This is a genomic window from Candidatus Formimonas warabiya (genome assembly GCF_002777255.1).
Lineage (GTDB): Bacteria > Bacillota > Dehalobacteriia > Dehalobacteriales > Dehalobacteriaceae > Formimonas > Formimonas warabiya.
The window spans coordinates 5,381,995-5,401,843 of sequence record NZ_CP017634.1 but is presented as its reverse complement, the minus strand read 5'-3'; the positions used below and the strand labels follow the sequence as shown (position 1 = coordinate 5,401,843).

Annotated in this window: 17 protein-coding genes; 2 read left to right on the top strand and 15 right to left on the bottom strand. The window is 45.4% G+C overall.

Features of this window, described 5'->3' with window-relative positions; genetic code table 11:
* Positions 1-217 precede the first annotated feature (217 nt).
* Positions 218-1,405 (top strand): MFS transporter, encoded by a 1,188-nt coding sequence (locus tag DCMF_RS24565; RefSeq protein WP_148136875.1) that lies wholly within the window; start codon positions 218-220, stop codon positions 1,403-1,405.
* A gap of 62 nt (positions 1,406-1,467) precedes the next feature.
* Here the strand turns inward: DCMF_RS24565 and DCMF_RS24560 are convergent, their stop codons facing one another.
* The 4 genes from DCMF_RS24560 to DCMF_RS24545 all read right to left on the bottom strand — a co-directional run bounded on the left by DCMF_RS24560 (position 1,468) and on the right by DCMF_RS24545 (position 6,052).
* Complete coding sequence (locus DCMF_RS24560) at positions 1,468-1,935, bottom strand: helix-turn-helix transcriptional regulator (protein WP_214658876.1); 468 nt, start codon at positions 1,933-1,935, stop codon at positions 1,468-1,470.
* A 98-nt stretch (positions 1,936-2,033) separates the two neighbouring features.
* On the bottom strand, positions 2,034-2,279 hold the full coding sequence (locus tag DCMF_RS24555; protein ID WP_148136873.1) for a heavy-metal-associated domain-containing protein: 246 nt from the start codon (positions 2,277-2,279) through the stop codon (positions 2,034-2,036).
* 66 nt (positions 2,280-2,345) lie between these two features.
* Positions 2,346-3,629, bottom strand: coding sequence for an ArsB/NhaD family transporter (locus tag DCMF_RS24550; protein ID WP_148136872.1), 1,284 nt, complete (start codon positions 3,627-3,629; stop codon positions 2,346-2,348).
* A gap of 332 nt (positions 3,630-3,961) precedes the next feature.
* Complete coding sequence (locus tag DCMF_RS24545; protein WP_214658875.1) at positions 3,962-6,052, bottom strand: sigma 54-interacting transcriptional regulator; 2,091 nt, start codon at positions 6,050-6,052, stop codon at positions 3,962-3,964.
* Between the two features lie 845 nt (positions 6,053-6,897).
* Here DCMF_RS24545 and DCMF_RS24540 point away from each other — a divergent pair.
* Positions 6,898-8,265: a hypothetical protein gene (locus DCMF_RS24540; protein WP_148136870.1), complete on the top strand. Its 1,368-nt coding sequence runs from the start codon at positions 6,898-6,900 to the stop codon at positions 8,263-8,265.
* 106 nt (positions 8,266-8,371) lie between these two features.
* Here the strand turns inward: DCMF_RS24540 and DCMF_RS24535 are convergent, their stop codons facing one another.
* From DCMF_RS24535 to DCMF_RS24485, 11 genes are all read right to left on the bottom strand, one after another.
* Complete coding sequence (locus tag DCMF_RS24535; protein ID WP_148136869.1) at positions 8,372-8,725, bottom strand: hypothetical protein; 354 nt, start codon at positions 8,723-8,725, stop codon at positions 8,372-8,374.
* A gap of 17 nt (positions 8,726-8,742) precedes the next feature.
* Positions 8,743-9,327, bottom strand: a complete 585-nt coding sequence (locus DCMF_RS24530; RefSeq protein ID WP_148136868.1) for a flavodoxin family protein — start codon at positions 9,325-9,327, stop codon at positions 8,743-8,745.
* A gap of 21 nt (positions 9,328-9,348) precedes the next feature.
* Positions 9,349-10,992 carry an AMP-binding protein gene (locus tag DCMF_RS24525; protein ID WP_148136867.1) on the bottom strand — a complete coding sequence of 548 codons (1,644 nt, stop codon included), beginning with the start codon at positions 10,990-10,992 and terminating at the stop codon, positions 9,349-9,351.
* A 104-nt stretch (positions 10,993-11,096) separates the two neighbouring features.
* On the bottom strand, positions 11,097-12,644 hold the full coding sequence (locus tag DCMF_RS24520; RefSeq protein ID WP_148136866.1) for a 4-hydroxyphenylacetate 3-hydroxylase N-terminal domain-containing protein: 1,548 nt from the start codon (positions 12,642-12,644) through the stop codon (positions 11,097-11,099).
* Between the two features lie 107 nt (positions 12,645-12,751).
* Positions 12,752-13,036, bottom strand: a complete 285-nt coding sequence (locus DCMF_RS24515) for a ferredoxin family protein (protein WP_148136865.1) — start codon at positions 13,034-13,036, stop codon at positions 12,752-12,754.
* Complete coding sequence (locus DCMF_RS24510; protein WP_148136864.1) at positions 13,033-14,319, bottom strand: FAD-dependent oxidoreductase; 1,287 nt, start codon at positions 14,317-14,319, stop codon at positions 13,033-13,035. The genes DCMF_RS24515 and DCMF_RS24510 overlap by 4 nt, the downstream gene beginning before the upstream one ends.
* Positions 14,320-14,331: 12 nt before the next feature.
* Positions 14,332-15,261: an electron transfer flavoprotein subunit alpha/FixB family protein gene (locus DCMF_RS24505; RefSeq protein WP_148136863.1), complete on the bottom strand. Its 930-nt coding sequence runs from the start codon at positions 15,259-15,261 to the stop codon at positions 14,332-14,334.
* A gap of 13 nt (positions 15,262-15,274) precedes the next feature.
* Entirely contained in the window at positions 15,275-16,057 is a 783-nt protein-coding gene (locus DCMF_RS24500; protein ID WP_148136862.1) for an electron transfer flavoprotein subunit beta/FixA family protein, read from the bottom strand.
* A gap of 13 nt (positions 16,058-16,070) precedes the next feature.
* Positions 16,071-17,210 carry an acyl-CoA dehydrogenase gene (locus DCMF_RS24495; protein WP_148136861.1) on the bottom strand — a complete coding sequence of 380 codons (1,140 nt, stop codon included), beginning with the start codon at positions 17,208-17,210 and terminating at the stop codon, positions 16,071-16,073.
* 55 nt (positions 17,211-17,265) lie between these two features.
* Positions 17,266-18,573 (bottom strand): acetyl-CoA hydrolase/transferase family protein, encoded by a 1,308-nt coding sequence (locus DCMF_RS24490; protein WP_148136860.1) that lies wholly within the window; start codon positions 18,571-18,573, stop codon positions 17,266-17,268.
* Positions 18,574-18,982: 409 nt separating this feature from the next.
* Positions 18,983-19,843, bottom strand: a complete 861-nt coding sequence (locus tag DCMF_RS24485; protein WP_148136859.1) for a riboflavin kinase — start codon at positions 19,841-19,843, stop codon at positions 18,983-18,985.
* Positions 19,844-19,849 lie beyond the last annotated feature (6 nt).

Here is a 19,849-nt window from a genome sequence, read left to right as displayed (position 1 = left end):
GTTTATGTCAATAAACATTTTTCTTATTTTTCCCAATTCGTCCTAAGTAAATCTATGTAAGAGTGGACCGCACAAAATTAAGTTATCTATACAGGGGGGCAGCCCGGGATATAGGGAATAAACATTTCCTCTTCATCTATTGAAATTTTAAGATACCGCTGCTATTATATACCCAGGAGGGGTATCAATTTAAAAAACTTCTTAGAGGAGTCTTTACATGCGTCAGGGAAACCAAATTCAATATTCTAAAATCACGATACTTTCTATAGCCCATATGCTTAATGATCTCTACAGCAACTATCTACCCCAGATGCTCCCGTTTCTGGTTGTTTTAAATCCTGATTTTACAGCTACCCGGGCTGCTATCTTAGTCTCTGCTTTTACCATCTCATCATCATTGATTCAGCCCCTTTTTGGCTACTTTTTAGACCGGCAGGGTAAACGTTGGCTGGTCCATGTGGGCACTTTATGGATGGCGGTGATGCTTAGCCTGACGGGGATCGTTCAGGACTATTGGATTCTCGTGATCCTTGCAGGGTTAGCAGGTCTTGGTACAGCCGCTTTCCATCCGCAAGCGTCAACGATGATTAACGTTTTAAGCGGTGATCGTAAGGCCGTTTTACTCTCCACTTTTGTAGCTTTTGGCAATTTTGGTTTTGCTTTAGGGCCACTTCTCTTGGTACCTTTATTTCAAGCATACGGTTTACGGGCCACCGTCATCACAGTGATCCCCGGAATTTTCGTTGCCGTCCTGCTCCTCTTATTTGCACCCCGAAATGATATTTCATCCGGCCCCGCCCCGTCACTTTCCGTGGTAATCCGCTCGCTCAAATCAGCAGCGGGTGAACTTTCTGCCATCATCACGGTGATTGCGGTTCGTTCTCTTGCTTATACGGGGATGTTAACCATCCTTCCTCTCTACTTTAAATCACAAAACTTATCGAACATTGCCGCCAGCCACCTGCTCACCATCATGCTCTTTGCAGGAGCTTTGGGAGGGATCTTGGGCGGTTTTATCTCAGATTTTTATGGACGCAAACGATTAATTGTCGGCTCACTTATACTGTCTACACCTCTATTCTTTGCGTTTTTCCATTCTCAGGGCACTTTGGGTACCATCTTCCTGGCCCTGGCGGGAGCAACATTATTGTCCAGCTTCTCTGTCACTGTTGTAGCTGCCCAAGAAGCCATTCCGGATAACAAAGCGCTGGCAGCAGGGCTGACCATGGGATTTGCCGGAGGAATAGGGGGTCTGGCCGTCATTCTGATCGGCCGCATCGGCGACATTTGGGGTCTTTCCTCGGCCGTTTTCGTTATTTTCCTGCTCCCTATTTTAGCCGGGCTAATTGGCTTATTGATGAAAAGTCGCCCGGCAGCCCGTATCGAACGTAGTCTGGCACGGTAGAGGTATAATAACAATAAAAATGTCGCTTCACTTAGGGGCAAAGCAACATCCATTTTATCGAACTACCCTGGAGTACCTTCACTTGATCTCGGCTCTTTGAATTTGTTCATCAAATGCTTATAACGAAAGTTAGTCGGCGTACTATTCGTATTTTGTTTAAAAACAGTGCAGAAGTAACGGACATCTCGATAACCCACTAGTTTAGCGATCTGTGAAATTTGAAAATCTGTGCTTGTCAAGAGACTTTTTGCTTGCTCTATCCTCACATGAGTAAGGTACTTACTAAAGCTGCAACTTTTTATTTGTTTAAATACATGGCTAAAATGACAGGGACTATAATAGATCAGGCGCGCCACTTCCTCCAAAGTTAGTTCCTGCCGGTAGTTTTTTTCTATATAGCGAGCGGCTTTGTCTATAAGATAAACATGCCGGCCGTTCCGTAAATTATAAACATTTTCCTCTGGTTTAATTATCACCTTTTCAATATCTAACAGCTCCCAAATTAATTCCGACGGGCCGATATTAAGCACAGGCAACGCCTCCCTTTCACGTGTGGTTTGATGACTTATTGGGGATGTTGCATCTTTCACGGTAATCCCACTGACACTTTTCGAGACAGAAACCCCAACTATATTTCATCTACATACAAACCATATTTTTCCATCATATCCAAAATTTCAGCAAGAGAAGTCTGGACAGGGTTGTAATCAATGGCTGTCTTTCCGTTATTGGCATTAATATCGACGTGATATACTCCCGGTAATCCGGAGAGGCTTTTCATTATGCCCTGGACATTTTTATTGCTACAACCTTTTACAAATATTTCAATTTGTGTTTTTTTTACGTTTGTGAGACAACCGCAATTCTCACACATCAAAAAGCCCCCATCTCTTCAAAGATATTCAGCATCAGCCTTAATAAAGGAGAGATGCAATATTATCTACATCAGATAAAACAAGTACAGATAAAACATGCAAATGACGATAGTCAGAAGCATCACGGGAAAAGCAATTTTAAAATATTTGGCAAAGGTAATTTTATGTCCCCGTTCCTCGGCCATTCCTGTAGCGATTACGTTGGCACTGGCGCCGATGATGGTGCCGTTGCCTCCCAGACAAGCGCCCAGGGACAAGGCCCACCATAGGGGATTTAGATTCATCCCGGACAGAGCGCCCAAATCCTTAATCATAGGGATCATCGTGGCGACGAAAGGAATGTTGTCGATAAAAGCGGAGGCAATGGCCGATACCCATAAAATCGCCATGGTGGTTAAGACTAAATCCCCATGGGTGAAGTCCAGAACACCCTGGGCCAGCATTTTGATGATGCCTGTTTCTTTGATTCCTCCCACCATGATAAATAAGCCTATAAAGAAAAAGATGGTCTTCCATTCTACTTCTTCCAGAATCTTTTCCGCCTTCACCTTTGAAATGGCCAAAAGCAAGACTGCTCCGCCGATGGCAATAGTGGCCGATTCAAAATGCAGCTGGCTGTGCAGGAGAAACCCTAGAATAGTAATACTTAATACGATCAGGCTCTTCCTAAGCAGAGTATGATCTGTGATGCATCTGGTCTCATCCATCTGCATCACTTTTTCTTTCGCGTCTTTCGTGGCAGTAAGCTTTTTCTTATACAGCACTGCAAAAATATATGTGGTTAAAAACATCATGGGGAAAGCAATTACCGCATCATTTTTGATAAAATCAATAAAACTTAATCCCACAGCGCTGCCGATCATAATATTGGGCGGGTCCCCAATTAGGGTGGCTGTTCCTCCTACGTTGGAAGCAAATATTTCTGAGATAATGAAAGGTACAGGATTAATATGCAAATCTTTGGCCACGGTAAATGTAACGGGCAGGATGAGCAGGATGGTTGTGACGTTGTCAAGAAAAGCGGAAATGATGCCTGTGATCAGGGATAAGAGGATAATAATCTGAAAGGGTTCTCCCTTGGCAATTTTTACTGTCTTCACCGCCAGGTACTCAAAAACCCCCGACCTTCTGGTGATCATCACAATGACCATCATGCTGATCAAAAGCCCGATGGTGTTATAGTCTATTTCCAGAAAGGCTTCCTCCTGATTAAGTATCTTCAAAAATATCATCAATGCCGCACCGGACAGCGCGATGATCGTCCTGTCAAACTTATCCAAAATAATCAGCACATAGGCTGCGACAAATATGGCACCAGAGAGTGCCACTTCCCATGTTGAATGCTCCATTTATACCCCTCCCAATGATATTTTGATTATTTTTAAGCAACTACCGTACCAATTCTTTATCATTAGAAAAAATTTTTGGACTGTATTCTCTTAGCCCTTAGTGTTACCGCTGTTGCTGGAGGCTAGATCCGGATCATAAGGCTTCTAGTCTTCAGGCATGGGACTCAATACAAAAAACAGTAAGCTTCTGATGATGCTATGCGTCATCGATTAGATGCTTACTGTCTTTTAATCTTTATATTTCCTTTCTAAAATCGTACGACTAACTCTATGCTATAAAACCTAAAAAATATCCGGTAGATAGCCACAAAATAAGGCGATGCGCAGGAACATCACTGATGCCGCTGTACAGCCATTTTTCGCACCACCGTTGATTGATTGATTCCCAAAGCGTTGGCAATTTTTCTTGTACTGCCATATCTTTCCCGGGCGTTTTGAATTAGTTGCAATTCCACCAGTTCGATGGCCTTTTTTATCGGCATGACCCCGTTCACAACAATTCTCTGGTCAGATATTACCGGTTGCTTATAATTTTCCGGTAAGTCATCAACAGTAATTTCATCATTTCTTGCCAGAATTACTAAATTCTCTATCAGATTTTCTAACTCTCTAATGTTGCCGGGCCAATTATAATCATTCAGGCTATTGATCAAAAATGAAGAGAGTCTCTTATTTTTATTGTATTTTTTATTATACTTTTCAAGGAAAAAAAGGGACAACGGGACAATATCCTCCGTTCTTTCTCTTAATGAGGGAACGTTAATCCTGATCACATTGAGCCTGTAAAACAAATCTTCCCGAAAAGTTCTTTCCTGAATCATCTTTTTTAGATCACGGTTCGTTGCGGCTACTATTCTGACATCGATTTTTTTGGATTTGCTTCCTCCCACCTTAATAATTTCTTTCTCCTGAATCACTCTGAGCAACTTCGCCTGTAGCTCAATAGCGGTCTCTCCTATTTCATCCAGCATTAAGGTGCCTCCGTTGGCCAATTCAAAAAGCCCGATCTTCCCCTGTACGGATGCCCCGGTAAAAGCCCCCCGCTCGTATCCGAACAATTCCGACTCAAGTAAAGTCTGAGGGATCGCGCTGCAATTAATTTTTATCATCGGTCCGTTTCGTCTCGGACTTAATTTGTGGAGCAGGCCTGCAATCATTTCTTTTCCCACACCCGATTCTCCGGTGATTAATACCGTTGAATCGACTTCCGCCACCCGGCTTACCATATCCATAACCTGTACCATGATTTTACTATGGCAAATGATGCCCGGAAATACCTGCTGCTGCCTGCGTATTTCTTTGATCTCCTGTGAGTATTTCTCTGTAAGTTGCTGTTGTTTTTCCAACTGGCACCTTAAATCCTCCAGCTGGGTAATATCTCTTACATTGACTACAACCGTGGTAATTTCTCCCTGACTGTTAAATACCGGGGTTCCGGTTGCCAGAATTTTTCGGCCCTTATTTTCAAACATAACCGTAGCACTCTTTCCTGTGTCCAAAACCTCTTGTGCTGCCGATTTTCCGTAGACCCCCCTTTTAACCAGGTCTTTTGCCTTTTGCCCGATGACGTCTTGACGCGATACGGAAAAAATTTTTTCCCACGCGGCATTCACTCTGATGACCCTTCCCTGGTTATCGGTTACAAATAAACCATCGTAAGAAGATTCGATAAAGATATTAATCTCTTTTAGCAATGTTTCGGTAACCTTAAGTTCTTGAGAGACGCACTCTGTTTTGGCTGATTCATGAAAAACCGCCAAGACCCCAATCCGCAGGTTATTTCTAAATAACGGAGTCAGATTGATCACAAAGGTGACATCGCCTAAGGATAATTTGTGCCTTCCCTGCCCTTTGTGATCCAAAATTAATTTGGAGAAGTCCTCTAAAGCTCTGACCGTTTTGATATTTTTCCCCAGGATATCTTCTTTTTTCAGCTTGAGAAGCCGCTGGGCGGACGCGTTATAAACAACGACCTTTCCCGTTTCATTTATTGTGACGATTCCACAATAAACGTTTTCCGTAATTTGCCGCAACAACTCATATTCCAATTTCTCATGATCTCTCCAGAAATATGAGCTATCAGAAGATAGATTGAACAACTCTGCCCGGTCATTTTGATCCGCCAAAATCACCCTGAAATTATTCTTGTCTACAACCGGGTCATGATTCTTGTCCGATTTCAAAGGAACTAAACGATCTTCCATCCAACGACATATATTCTCGTTAAGTTTCGCGCTATCCTGAACGGGCAAGAGGAGATCAAACAGCGATAAACTTCCGATTACCTCATTGTTGCCGTTTATCACAGGAAGCATATTGCTTCTGGACTCAGAAAACTTTGCCAAAGCATCTTTAATTGAATCCTGCTGGTGAATAGACCAAGGTGTGGGAGAAAAATCTTCTATCAAATCCGTAATCGACACTTCAATTCCTCCTATCACAATGTAACTTATTTCCTTGGAACAACTTGAGGGTCTTCTGGGTTTTCGCCAAATATTGAAGCTATTAGAATAGGCACCAAAACCTTTATTGCATTGGCGGATATTCCTTCGTTCAGCCTTCCACATCCTTCTTTCCTAACCGAATGTTTAAGAGCAATAAAATATCTATTGCAAAGATGATGCCAAAGTAACCTCAGCATTACAAAATTCTAATATTTACATCATTTCCTGGGGATTTTCCACAAATAAATGGTTTTTCCTTCCTTGCGAAAAAATTTTTTCCAGTCTTGATTGGTACAACCTGCTTAAATTACGTTTATTGTCTATTGTTTTTCATGCCCAATTATCGTCTTTCTCCAGCACGCTTTCTCTTTTTCTATGCCTATCAACTGTTAGCAGGTGATGTCCTGGTGCAGGCAGTGATGCGTAGGAGCATCGCCAACTTTTGCCCTAGATTAATAGAGGATTTTTGTTTTTGCTTCTAAGCCGATGCAACTACAGATCATATGCCATTCTTATAATCTAGAGGTAATAATTATTGCAGCTAATTGATCCTTTCGATTGAGCCTGGGAAGCTATTATGAATGCCGGCTGAATGAATAAAACCTTGGCCGAATCTTATCTTGAAAAAAATGTTGGCAAAATTATTGCAATTGTAAAGAATTTCACAACCTATAACTACCAATCTCAAAAAAGAAAGGAGGACAGAAATGTTTTTTTTATTTTTAAATGTTCCTAACCCCTAACGACACACAAAAAAACAATAACGGATTATTTTCTATCTATTTAACTGAATACCTAAAAATTAAAAAAGGGGAGAATTTAAAATGGCCTTTTTAAAAAGAGAAGAGGGTGCTGTTCAGCCTTATATTCCATTGGGAGTATTCCAAATGCGTCTTCCTTTTGTACATCTGAAATGGGAATGGCCGGAGGCGATCCAGGCAGTTTTTTTAAATGCCGTTGCATTTGGAGCCCTTCCTGTCCTTACAGAATGTTTAGGGCTACCTTATGAAGTATGTATTTCCATGATAGCGCTTCAAACCATGCTTTATATTTTGCACCCCTTGTTCGGCGACCCTTGCATGCCAGGATGGATTACCCCGGCTATACCTCTTACATTAGCTTTTGCGGCCGGCTTTGAACCGGGGCCCGACAGAATTCATGCCGTGATGGCTTTACAGTACTCTATGGCCTTTATCTTCTTCTTCCTAGGAATAACAGGGTTAGCAAATAAGGTTGTAGCTATCGTACCCTCATCTCTGCGGGCAGGCATTCTTCTGGGGGCAGGCATTGCCGCCATGGTCAGCGTGATTCAGCCTGGGGGGCGGATGGATGGGAAGGTAATATCGGCAATGGTTGCAACCTTTGTCAGTTATATGCTCTTCTTTTCTGCTGTTTATCAAAGGGCAATGAAAAAAAATCGAATATTGCAGGCTATTGCAAATTTAGGCATGGTGCCAGGGATTGCTTTGGCATTAATAGTGGGCCCCCTGGTGGGTGAACTCCAGTTTCCGGCAATCGAATGGGGCTTTATCGATTGGAAATTTGGTGAAGCCATTAGACAATGTAGTGTTTTTGCCATAGGATTTCCGCCCATTGAGTATTTTATCAAAGCGTTGCCCATGACCATCGCCGCATATATCATTGCATACGGGGACTTTGTTTTTGCCGAAACTGTTGTTCGTGATGCAGACCACGTTCGTACCGATGAAAAGGTTGCATTTAACCCTGCCCGATCCAATCTTATTTCAGGGTTCAGAAACCTTTTCTTCGCCACGCTTGCACCCTATCCGACCCTGTGCGGCCCGCTCTGGGGGGGCGTGCAAATCTCGATTACCGAACGATATAAGCAGGGGAGAAAGCAAATGGACAGCGTGCATAGCGGAATCATGTCATTTAGTATTGCCATGGCGATCGGCTCCATTCTCCTGCCGATTGTATCGGGAATGAAACCGGTAATGCCCATTGCATATATTGCCACATTGACTATCCAGGCATATGGGTGTTGTTATATGGCCATGCAAATGTTAAAAACAAGAGAAGATATGGGTGTAGCTTCTTGTATGGCTCTTTTCCTGGCATTTAAAGGGGCAATGTGGGGTTTGGCAGCAGGAATTATCCTTTATTTTGCTATTGGAATAGTCAAACACGAAAACACGGTTAAAATTGAATCGGGTGAGTCTGTAAGTGGATGAACCTTAATATGATGAATTAATGTTAAGAAAACTGCCGGCTCATCCGGGTAAATCCTGGGAACGGCAGTTTTTCTATTGCTATCATAAATAAAAAAATTTAAGCCGGTTACCCGGCTATGAGACTTTTTCCCCGATCCACAGCATGATACTGAGATTTCCAGGAATTGGACAAAGATCTTCTGGCCTTTAATAGCACGTCATTATCAAAATAATAAAAAGTATACCCCTTCATGGCAATACTGCAGGGTGGGAAAATTTCTTTTTTGAAAGAGCCAAACCGGATATCATTTGCACGCACATATTCCGCCAATTCAAAAATCTCCTTGAAATGCATTTGACGCACCTGATTCATTTTATCCACATACCTGAGGGAATAATCATCTATACTGAGTCCATTCCAAAAATCCGGAGTACCGCTAAAGCTAAAATCCCAGCCGAATAATACCTTGCTGTTAATCATTTGACAACCTCCTATAGTTACACGAATAATTCCGGTTCTTTTCGACCCGAATACTCAGATTCTAATTCATGTTTATGTCTTAAATAATCCTGATCATCGAAATACTTAGCCTGAGCAGGACACCTTGTTATCTTTGTGTATATGTGATCAGCAAAATCATGCACCAGAGCCATATCTTTTTCGTCTGGCCTGTTTTGGGCCAGACGATTAGAAAATGAGTGTTCCCCAATAAATGCTCCCCCTGCAATCAGTTTAAACCCTTGAAACTCCAGGATATCTTTTAATTCTATTAAGGCGTCGTCGTAGTTTCTATTACCATATAGAACCACAGCAACTGCCCATGCCCCATTGCCCGTGATGGTACTTAAATATTTTAGCAATACATTAGGAACTCTTCCGGCATAGACCGGAACTCCGATCAGCACAACATCTTCCTCGCTAAAAGACACTGGTTTTTTTCTTACCTCCGGATAGGTAAAATCAATAATATTTACCGATATTTCCCTGTCAACATTCACCAAAATGTTTTTTGCTAATGCAGATACTACTTCTTTGGTTGTGCCTGTCGGACTAAAATACATGGCAGTAATTTTTTTCTTCATTTTAAGGCCTCCCCTGACATCTTAATTCGCCCTTCTTAACAAGTACCTCTGGATTTTACCGCTGCTGGTACGGGGAATCTGATCTAAAAATTCAATTTGTTTGGGATAAGCATGAGCGGACAGTCTTTTCTTGACAAAATTTTGTAATTCCTGGGCCAAAGCTTCTTTATTGAATGACCCTGGTTTTAAAACAACAAAAGCTTTCACGATCTCTCCCCGCAATTCGTCGGGCACCCCAATCACGGCAGCTTCCAGAACCGCCTCATGCTGCATGAGGACATTTTCTATTTCAAAGGGACCAATACGGTACCCCGCGCTTAAAATAATATCGTCCGACCGGCTCACAAAATAGAAATGCCCTTCTATATCCACGCGGGCAATATCCCCGGTCAGATAATAGCGTCCGTCCCCGGTAAATTTTTCTTTCGTATCTTTCTCATTTTGCCAGTAGTGACGGAAACCGAATAAAGGAGAATTTGCCAGGTCAACCGCCAATTCTCCGCGCTGCCCGTTGGCCAGTTCCTGTCCCTCGCTGTTCAGCACGACCATCTTGTATCCGGGCATGGGCCGGCCCATGGACCCAGGTTTAATTTTTTCATCCAGCCCTGGAAAATGATGATTGTTCAGCATCATTCCCCCTTCGGTTTGGCCGTAATGATCATAAATAGGCAACCCCCACATTTTTTTTGCCCATTTGATCACATGCGGATTTAAGGGTTCTCCGGCGCTGGAAAGGACTCTTAGGTGAAGTTGCGCTTTCCTGGCCATCTCTTCTCCCGCCCCCATTATAACTTTGTATGCAGTGGGAGCCCCGGTCAAATTGGTTACTTGATACTTTTCCATAATATGATAGGCACCGGCAGGATTAAAGGGAGCATGGTAGAACAAAATAGTCTTTCCCATCAGCAGCGTGCCAATGAGATTGTAGTACAACCCGTAAGCCCATCCGGGATCGGCAATGTTCCAGTAGACATCATTTTCCTGCAAGTCCAGTCCATAGCGCATGTAGGCTTCAAAAGCGGCCAGACTTTTTACCGGCATTTCACAGCCCTTAGGGTGCCCTGTAGTCCCGGATGTATAGATTAAGACCAGGAGGTCGTTCCAACTTACTATAACCGCCTGCTTCAAGGGGACCGCGGACTCCAATTCCTCCCAAAAGCTGAAATCTCCCGGGGCAAACCCGCTTTCCCGGGGGCCGGCTACGGTAATAATTTGAAGTCCGTCCCTGTTTCTTTCATCTTCCAAAATTTTTGTCCTGTTTCCTACATCTGTTACCAGGGCCCGGGCTCCGCTATCTTTTAAACGATAATTGATCGCCTCCGGCCCAAAAGCGGTAAACAGCGGTAAATACACCGCTCCCAACCGCCAAATGGCCAGGGCGGCTATGACCAGTTCGGGAGTTTTCGGCAGCATTACCGCTATCCTGTCTCCTTTTCTAATACCCAATGATTTTAAAAAACCTGCCATCTTTGCCGAAGATGCGGACAGTTGGGCAAAAGACAGTTGGAGGTTTTCTCCTTTCTCGTTTTCATAAAACAAAGCAACCTTTTCAGGCGCACAAGCATATCTGTCACACAACATGTCGGCCACCGCAACCGCCTCTGCCCCGTATTCTGTGCGCCAGGCTCTAACGGCATTGTCAGTTCCCAGTTCCTCAGTATTCATGGCGACCACCTTTCCATTTCACTCCATGATTAATTTAGCGCCGTATCCCCGAAGACACGGCGCTATTTTCAAAAATACGGCCTATACTGTAACTCTTGTTTTTCCTATTTATCAGCCACTGGGAGATCCAGAAGAGTATCCACCGCCCCTTTCTTCTGTCCAATATTCTCATATGTCTTCTGCACGAATTCCGGATCCTTGTTCATTCCGGTTGCTACTTTTACCATATCCTGCATGTGCTTCCAGTCTGCAAACCTTATAGCCATCATGCGGGCAGCCTCCGGATTGCCGCCGCCGTGCAATGCCATGGCAGTCCAGTTGGAGCCCCGGGCCATATGTTCTACAAACCTGGTGGCGCGGAGCCGGTCAAAGGCATCATAATTGGGATTGCCGGGGTTGAATTCCTTCTGCACGATCTTGCCGATTACCGGGTGTCTCATGTCGATTTCCGACGGCGCAGTTTCCCCGGTGCCCGCAATGATTTCCCGGGCGAAACGCACAGCATTGAATGGGATCCAGGTGCATTGATACTTACAGGTATGGGCCATTAATGGATTGGGAACCCAGAATCCGCTGGGATGTTTAAAGCCCAGGGAACCTGCCGCCATGGACAATCCGTATACGGTCTCTGCCGTTATCACCATTTCGCCTAATTTTTCCTTAATGTGCCCGGCCTTGTTCACGCCAATCATGTCGGCGATTAGAGAAGTAGCCCCGCATAAGGCACATAACCCGCCGGATTTGCACCCGCCGGCGGTAAGACGGTGCACGGCAGTAAAGTAATTCAGCAAACGTCCGGCATATTTCCATTCACCGGCCATAAAAACTCTTTCTTTCGGTACAAATACGTGGTCCAGATAAATGAAAGCCTGGTGGTCGGCAAAGTTCTTGCCCAGGTCTATTCCTTCTATGTCGCCTTCTACTTCAAAAAATCTTTTATCCTGTGGCGTGCGCCCTAATACATAGGTGCATCCGGGAGCATCCGCAGGAATGGCACAAGCCACGGCAAAGTCCTTGTCTTCTGCCTTCATGGCCGTAGTAGGTACAATCACGACCTCATGGGCAAAAAGAATACCGGTCTGATTGACCTTAATGCCGCTGATCACAATACCGTCTTCCCGGTATTCATCAATGTGTACATAAGCATCCTTATCCGGCTGCTCATGGGGGCTCAGCGTGCGTAATCCCTTGGCATCGGTAACGGTGGCCGTGCAGCTTAAGTCATTTTCCTGGACATATTTCATAAAATTGGTAAAACGTTTAAAATAATCCGTCCCCAAATCCTGATCCATATCGTAGCAGCAGGGTCCCAAACCGGCAAAAGCTTCCGAACCTGTGCACCGATGGGTGCAGCATCCGATCACTTCGGCTAAAGCCCGAGCCGCTTGGGTCTTCCGGTTGGCTTCAGCAGCTGACCTGATCGGGGCGGTATAAATACTGACCGGCCCCTCAATCAAATCCGAATCGGTGGTAAGCAAATCCGCCCAGGCAGGGTCGCTGGTCAGCTCATACACTTTAGACAGCGCATTGAAACTTGCGGCCAGGGGGGGAAACTTGGTCAAATCATCCACTTTTTCTCCCAGAAACCACACATCCATTGGTTTCCGGTCACGAATACTCTTTTGGAAAGCTTCTTTGTTTTTCAGGGTCATAATGATTTTCCTCCTTAAATTTTTATTATTCTTTATTTGGGCTGATCCATTTCTTTTCGATGCACCGCAAATGTCGCCGCTCTAGAGAAATCTCTCAGCCCAAAACTTTAACCGTAACGAAAGACCACCCCAAAGGTTCCCTGGGGGTAGTTCCAATCAATAGCACCAGGCTTGGGGCAGATCACACGGCAGGTACCGCATTCCAAACACCCGGCAAAATCGAAGCTGATGTCATCCTCTTTTAAAGTGTATAAGGATGCCGGACAAGCAACCAAACAGGGCTTAATTCCGCAGGTTTTGCATATTTCTTTATTGACTTTGATATGGGGATTGCCATCATCTACTACAAACTTGTTGACCCCTAATTTTTGCTCAACTCCCATCCCCTTCATGACAGTGCCTTCCCCCCCTTCCAGACATCCCCGGCGACTTTAAACAAACCGACTTTTTTTACAGGGCCCAGAACTCTTTTGATCAGAGAAGGGGCCGGTGCCCCGTCAACGGAAAAGAGATCAGTCATCAACTCCTCCGCTAACTTGGGATAATCCTGAAAAATTCTGTGGTTTTCCATAAATGCCGGGAATTTGCGGTATTGTTTCAGGTCCCGCATCACAAAGCTCTGGTCCAATAATTGACGGTACCGGGACAATGCATGGGCGCTATGATCACCCTGGGCGGAAATAATTGCCTGAGCCGCCGCCTCTCCCGAAGCAATAGCCAGGTCCATTCCCCGCACCATATAGCCGATATTGATCACAAAGCCGGCCGCATCCCCCGCCACCAGCACACCGTCCGCATAGAGTTTAGGCAGCATTCCATAACCTGCCTCCGTGACCAGATGCCCGGAATACTCCACGGTTTTTCCCCCTTTGACCAGGGGCCGCACGGCAGGATGCTGTTTAAACTCTTCCACCATTTCCGGCACGGTTTTCTCCGATCCGGGCAAATCCGAAAGGGTGCATACCACCCCCAGGGAAATACTGTTTCTATTGGTGTATAAAAATCCTCCGCCAATTTTTCCCTTCGTACAGTCACCCACAAAAAGCCGGGATGCCCCTTCCCCTTGATTTAGGCTAAACCTGTCTTCAATTACGTCCTCAGGCAGTTCAATAATTTCCTTGGCCCCAACAGCAACCTGGTGTGGTTTCAATTCCGTCTTCAAGCCGGCTTTTTGTGCCAGGAGAGAGTTTACCCCATCCGCCAGTATCACCACATCTGCCTCCATGGTGTCCTCTCCGGCGATCACACCTGCCACCCGGCCATTTTGCCGGTATAGATCGTCAACTCTGATTCCCGGCACCAGACAAGCTCCCGCTTCTTCGGCCTTTTCTGCCAACCAGCGGTCAAATTCGGCCCGCAACACCGAATAAGACTCTTTTGGCGATCCCAGCAAAAGTTGAGACTGGAGATCCAAAGAAACGGAAGTGTCCGGCGTAAGAAATGAGATCACTTCTTTGACAATCTTTCTTTCCACCGGCGCTTCCTTGGCAAAGCCTGGCATCACCTGTTCCAGACTATGACCATACAGCCGCCCCCCGGTCATATTTTTGGACCCCGGCGCATCCCCTCTTTCGATGAGCAGGACCTCTTTGCCGGCGCCGGCAAGCATGTATGCCGCCGTACTGCCTGCCGGACCCGCCCCTACGACAATCACATCAAACTTGTCTTGCGACATCGTCAAAGCCCCCTATTTAACTGCTGAAATAGCCTCCGTTAAGGCAGGCAGAACCTCCTTGAGATCACCGATAATGTAATAATCGGCCACCTGCAAAATAGGTGCACTTTCGTTCTTTTCAACAGCCACGATTGTTTTGGCATCCCTAATCCCGTAAACATGCTGTACCTGTCCGGAAACTCCGGCACAAATATACAGGATAGGCTTCACAACCTGCCCGGACAAGCCGATATACCTGTCTTCCGGCAGCCAGTGCAAATCTTCGGCAATGGGCCTGGTGCAGCCGATCTCGCCGCCCAAAACAGCAGCCAGATTTTCCGCCAGTTTCACCTCTGCTTGGGAACTGAAACCTCTGCCCACGCCGATGACAATGCTGGCCTCAGAAATATTGACTGATTCGGCCGGTTTTGGTCTTCTTTCTTTGACCTTTACCTTGGCGCCGGCCGGATCCAATTTTGCCACAATACCGGTCCTTTCCCCATCTTTCTTTGGTTCATAAGTCCGGGGAGCAATGCTGGCCACCAAACAACCGGTCGATTCCATCTTCTTTACCGCCAGACCCCCATAAACGATTCTTTCCGTAATGTACTTTCCGTCTTCCGAACGGATGCTTTTGCATTCTGAGACATAGGCCGCATCCAGCAGGGCGGCCAGTCGGGCGGCCAGGTCTTTGCCCCGGCGGCTGGCGCCTACCAGGACTGCTGCCGGTCTGGCTGTTTCCGCTTCCCGGCCCATTACACCCGCATATTCTTCCCATGGGGTGCTTACCGGCAGGTCCATCAATCTTACCTGATCGGCTCCATAAGCAATGGTTTCCTGCCCAACGGCATCATCCCCCACCACAAAAGCCGTTACAGCATCTCCCCCGGCCAGTTCCCGGGCTTTCCCCAACAATTCCCAGGCTGTCTGCGGTGTTTCCGAAATCACCCAAACTCCACTCATACTGTTTCCTCCTTTAGACGAGAGCCCCGTCAGCATCAAGCTGTTTCGCCAATTTAACCACCGCTTCCTGAATAGGCAGGCCGTCTGCATTCATGCATAAGCATTTCCGCTCCATCACGGTGCCCAAGGTGCTCAGGGTTTTTAATTTTGGTGCGCAGTCCGCCTGGTTACAACCGATATCTTCAAAAGTCAGCCTGGTCGAAGGCTTTTTCTTGGCTCCCAGTATTTGCTTCAGGCTGGGGATGCGCGCCGTATTCATGTCGGGCAGAACGGTGACGACAGCAGGCCCGTTTACTTCCAGCACTTCCACTCCGTCTTCCAGTTTTCGCTCCACCAGAAAGCCATGATCATGAACAGTAATTTTGTTGACATACGTACAAGATGCATATCCTAAAAGAGCCGCCAGCCGGGGCCCCACCTGTTGGGCATACTCATCACCAGAACCCTCTCCGCACACTACCAAATCAACATCGCCAATTGTCCTGATGATGCCGGCCAAAACTTTTGCGGTCACACAACCATCGGCTTGCGCCAGTTTTTCATCGTTTACATAATAGATGTTTTCCGGGCCCCGGGAGAGGGCATCCTTTAAGGATGGCTCCACCTGATCCCCGCAGGTTGCCGCCACAAACTGATAACCGTATTTCTCCTGTAATTCGCTCCCCACTTCAAGCGCATTGCGGTCATATTCACTGATCTTATATTTGACCCGGTCGAACTGCAGCGTCCTGTTTCGTTCATCAACCCGAATATCAGCCTCATCAGCCACCCATTTGTAACAAGTTACTATTTTCATCGCTACCACCCCGTTATCTTAATAGACTGCCTGCGATTACCATCTTTTGAATTTCCGTGGTGCCTTCATAGATTTCGGTAACCTTGGCATCGCGCATCAATCTCTCCGCGGGATAAGCTGTGGTATATCCGGCCCCGCCATGAATTTGCACGGCTCGATTGCTGCACCAGGAAGCAACTTCTGCGGCATAATATTTGGCCATGGCAGAGGTCTGGGTTACAGGCAAATGATGATCCTTCAGCCAGGCGGCACGATGCACCAGTCCCCTGGCAGCTTCAATTTTCGTGGCCATTTCCGCAATCATGAATTGAATCGCCTGGAAGGAAGCAATCGGTTTCCCGAATTGTTTCCTCTCCTTGGCATAGGCAACGGAAGCGTCTAAACTGGCCTGGGCGATACCCACAGCCTGGGCGGCAATACTGATCCGCCCGCCGTCTAAAGCGGCCATGGCAACCTTAAAACCATCGCCTTCTTTTCCCAGCAGGTTCTCTACCGGTACCCTGCATTCTTTCAAAATGATTTCTGTGGTGCTGGAACCCTTTAGGCCCATTTTGTCTTCCGTCTGTCCCACAGAGAATCCAGGAAAACCTTTCTCCACAATAAAGGTGGAAATGCCTTTGGTCCCTTTGCTTTTATCCGTCATCGCCGCGACAATGAAGACATCGGCGTACGCTCCGTTGGTAATAAAGCATTTTGTGCCGTTTAGCACATAGTGGCCGCCGTCCAGAACGGCTGTTGTCTGCTGTGCTGCCGCATCAGAGCCGGCACCCGGCTCGGTTAAGGCAAATGCTCCCAGCTTTTCCCCGGCAGCCAAGGGTACAACATATTTTTTCTTTTGATCATCAGACCCTAATTGAAAAATAGGATACGTACATACCGACATGTGTACGGACAGGATCACGCCGGTAGTCGCACAAGCCCGGGCCAATTCTTCCACCACCATCACATAGGTCAGATAGTCCGATCCGCTTCCCCCGTATTCTTCCGGAATCGGAATGCCCATCAGCCCCAATTCTGCCATCCGGGCCACCGTTTCTTCCGGGAAACGGTGATTTTTATCCACCTCGGCCGCTTTCGGCCCAACCTCCGTTTCTGCAAATTCACGCGCCATTTTGATAATTAGTTCCTGCTCTTCGGTAAGTTGTAAATCCATTTTTAATCCCCCTGTTTCACATATCATTTCTCCACACGAACCTGCCCGCAATACCCTATTTTTTCGGGATAATATGCATATCCTGAGCTTCTTTGGTGAGTTCCTCCCTGAAACTAGGATGAGCGATAGCAATCAATGCTTTTGCTCTTTCAGAGCATGTTTTCCCTCGTAATCGGGCAATCCCATATTCAGTCACAATATTGTCCACATCATTTCTGGATGTAGAAACGATCCCTCCGGTAGTAAGCACCCCTCTGATTTTAGAAATTTTACCGCCTTTTGCCGTTGAGGGCATGGCAATAAAGGATTTACCCCCTTTTGACGCCATCGCTCCTCGCACAAAATCAAGCTGCCCTCCTACACCGCTGAAATTTTTCGGTCCAATGGATTCAGAACAAACCTGACCGAACAGGTCTACTTCCACACAGGCATTGATAGAAATCATGTAATCGTTTTGGCTGATTAAAAAAGGATTATTGACATAATTTACCGGGCCAAATTCAATGCACGGGTTATCGTCAAGAAAGTCATACACTTTGCGGGACCCGAATGTAAATGTAACCAGACATTTTCCCCGGTGAATCCTCTTTTGGGAATTATTAATCACCCCTGCTTCGATCAGATCGACCATAGATTCTGTAAACATTTCGCTGTGCACGCCTAAATCTTTCCGGTCAAACAGACCTTGGGCAACGGCGTTGGGCATGCCGCCGATTCCCAGCTGAATACAGGCCCCATCCGGGATTTCCGCGGCGATATATCCGCCTATGGCTCTGTCCACATCGGTTATTTCCGGGCTGGGGACTTCCGTAATCGGGACCTTGGATTCGCAAAGAGCGGTTACCTTAGAAACATGGATAAAACAATTGCCATGAGAGCGGGGAGCAGTAGGATTTACTTCCAAGAAAACCTTTTTCGCCTCATAAACCAGGTCGCCCATATCCGAGGCTGTGCCAAAGCTGAAGTAGCCGTGTTTATCCATGGGGGAAACGGTGCCATAAAACACATCAATATCTCCCCGGCTTTTTACATTCCTGGGATCCTCACTATAAAAACTGGGAAGATAGTCGGCATACCCGTTCCAAATCAGCTCACGGGAATACCCGCTAATAAACAAAGAATTATAATGGATTCTTTCCGACATCTCCGGTTTTAAATACAATTGATCTCTCATGGGCAGCAGCATCGTGTGCACAATGCCTTTCAGATCATCTTTTTGGGCCCTTTCGGCCAATGCTCGCATAATGGCACAGGGCTCTGCTATTTGACCATTACTAACACAATAATCCCCTGAATTAAATTTCTTGGCGATTTCCTCCGGAGTGGTTAACTTTTGACGATACAGTTCTTCCCATTTGCTCATCTTATACTGACTCCTTTCTTTGTACTTTTTCTAACTAATTTGCCGAATTGGCATTTAGTATGGATATTTAGCATAAACCGGGCCAACTTTTCCCGTTTGGGAAAAATGTATTTAGATGCAAATTTTTGTGTCCGATGAAAGTTATTATTGATTAAACTTTTGCCCCTGAATCCTTGATAAAATTGCCCTTTTGCATTGCAAATTCTTACTAAACAGAAAATGAATTAATGATTTCCCATACTGAAACAAAACATCACGACGATTTAAGAAAAAAAGCAGGGGACCTAATGATGCTGTTGGACATCATTAGACCTCTGCTTTTTTTTGATTTTTCCTATTTTTCTTTTATCAAAGGATCTTCATCAGAGTGATGTCTGGAGACATCACTGATGCCGCCAGACAACTGTCTCTAAGCATTTAATAATCTATTATTTTCTTCGCACCTTAAACCATCATGAAGCCGCCTGATAAATTCAACACAGATTGTGCATCCGTAAATATCTTCAGAAAGATAAAAAGCTTCTATTTTTATGCCAGTGCTTGCTTTAATACCCACATAGGCCATGCTTTCAAACAGATCATCATTTAGACTTATTTTAGCAAAGTAGACACCGTCAGCGGGTACTATGACATTGTATCCCGGAATCAATGTCATTATCATCCGGCCACTTTTCCACCTGTCTACCGCACCTGCTTTGCACCACAAAAAAGGATGATAACCCAGAATCATAGCAGCGCCGCTGACATTTCCCTCTAATAATAAATTTCTAGCATGCGTGCTACTGACTTCTTGATTTCTAATTTTATACTGACTAATAACGGTCATTCTAAAATTATACTGCCTTGCCAGAGTGTCCATGGTCAAAACGTTTCCAGCGCCTTTATAACCAAAGGTATAATTATAGCCGATTACCACAGTTTTCACATTTAGTTTGTCAACCAAAACGCTTTTTACAAATTCATGGGGTGTTAAATTAGCAATATCCTGGGTAAACGGTAATATAATTAGTAATCTAATCCCCAACTGTTCAATCATTCTAATTTTATCCTTTATGGACAAAAGAGTTCGAAAATTGCTGTTAGGGTTTAATACGTTCATGGGATGTGGCTCAAAGAATAATAATGAGGGCACTCCATCTAATTGTTTGGCCAGTTCAACAGTCTTTTTAATTAACCTTTGATGGCCACGATGAATCCCGTCAAAGTTTCCCAGTGCAATAACAATATGATGGTACTTATTCAAATTTTTTAACCCCGTAACAACATCCATATTACC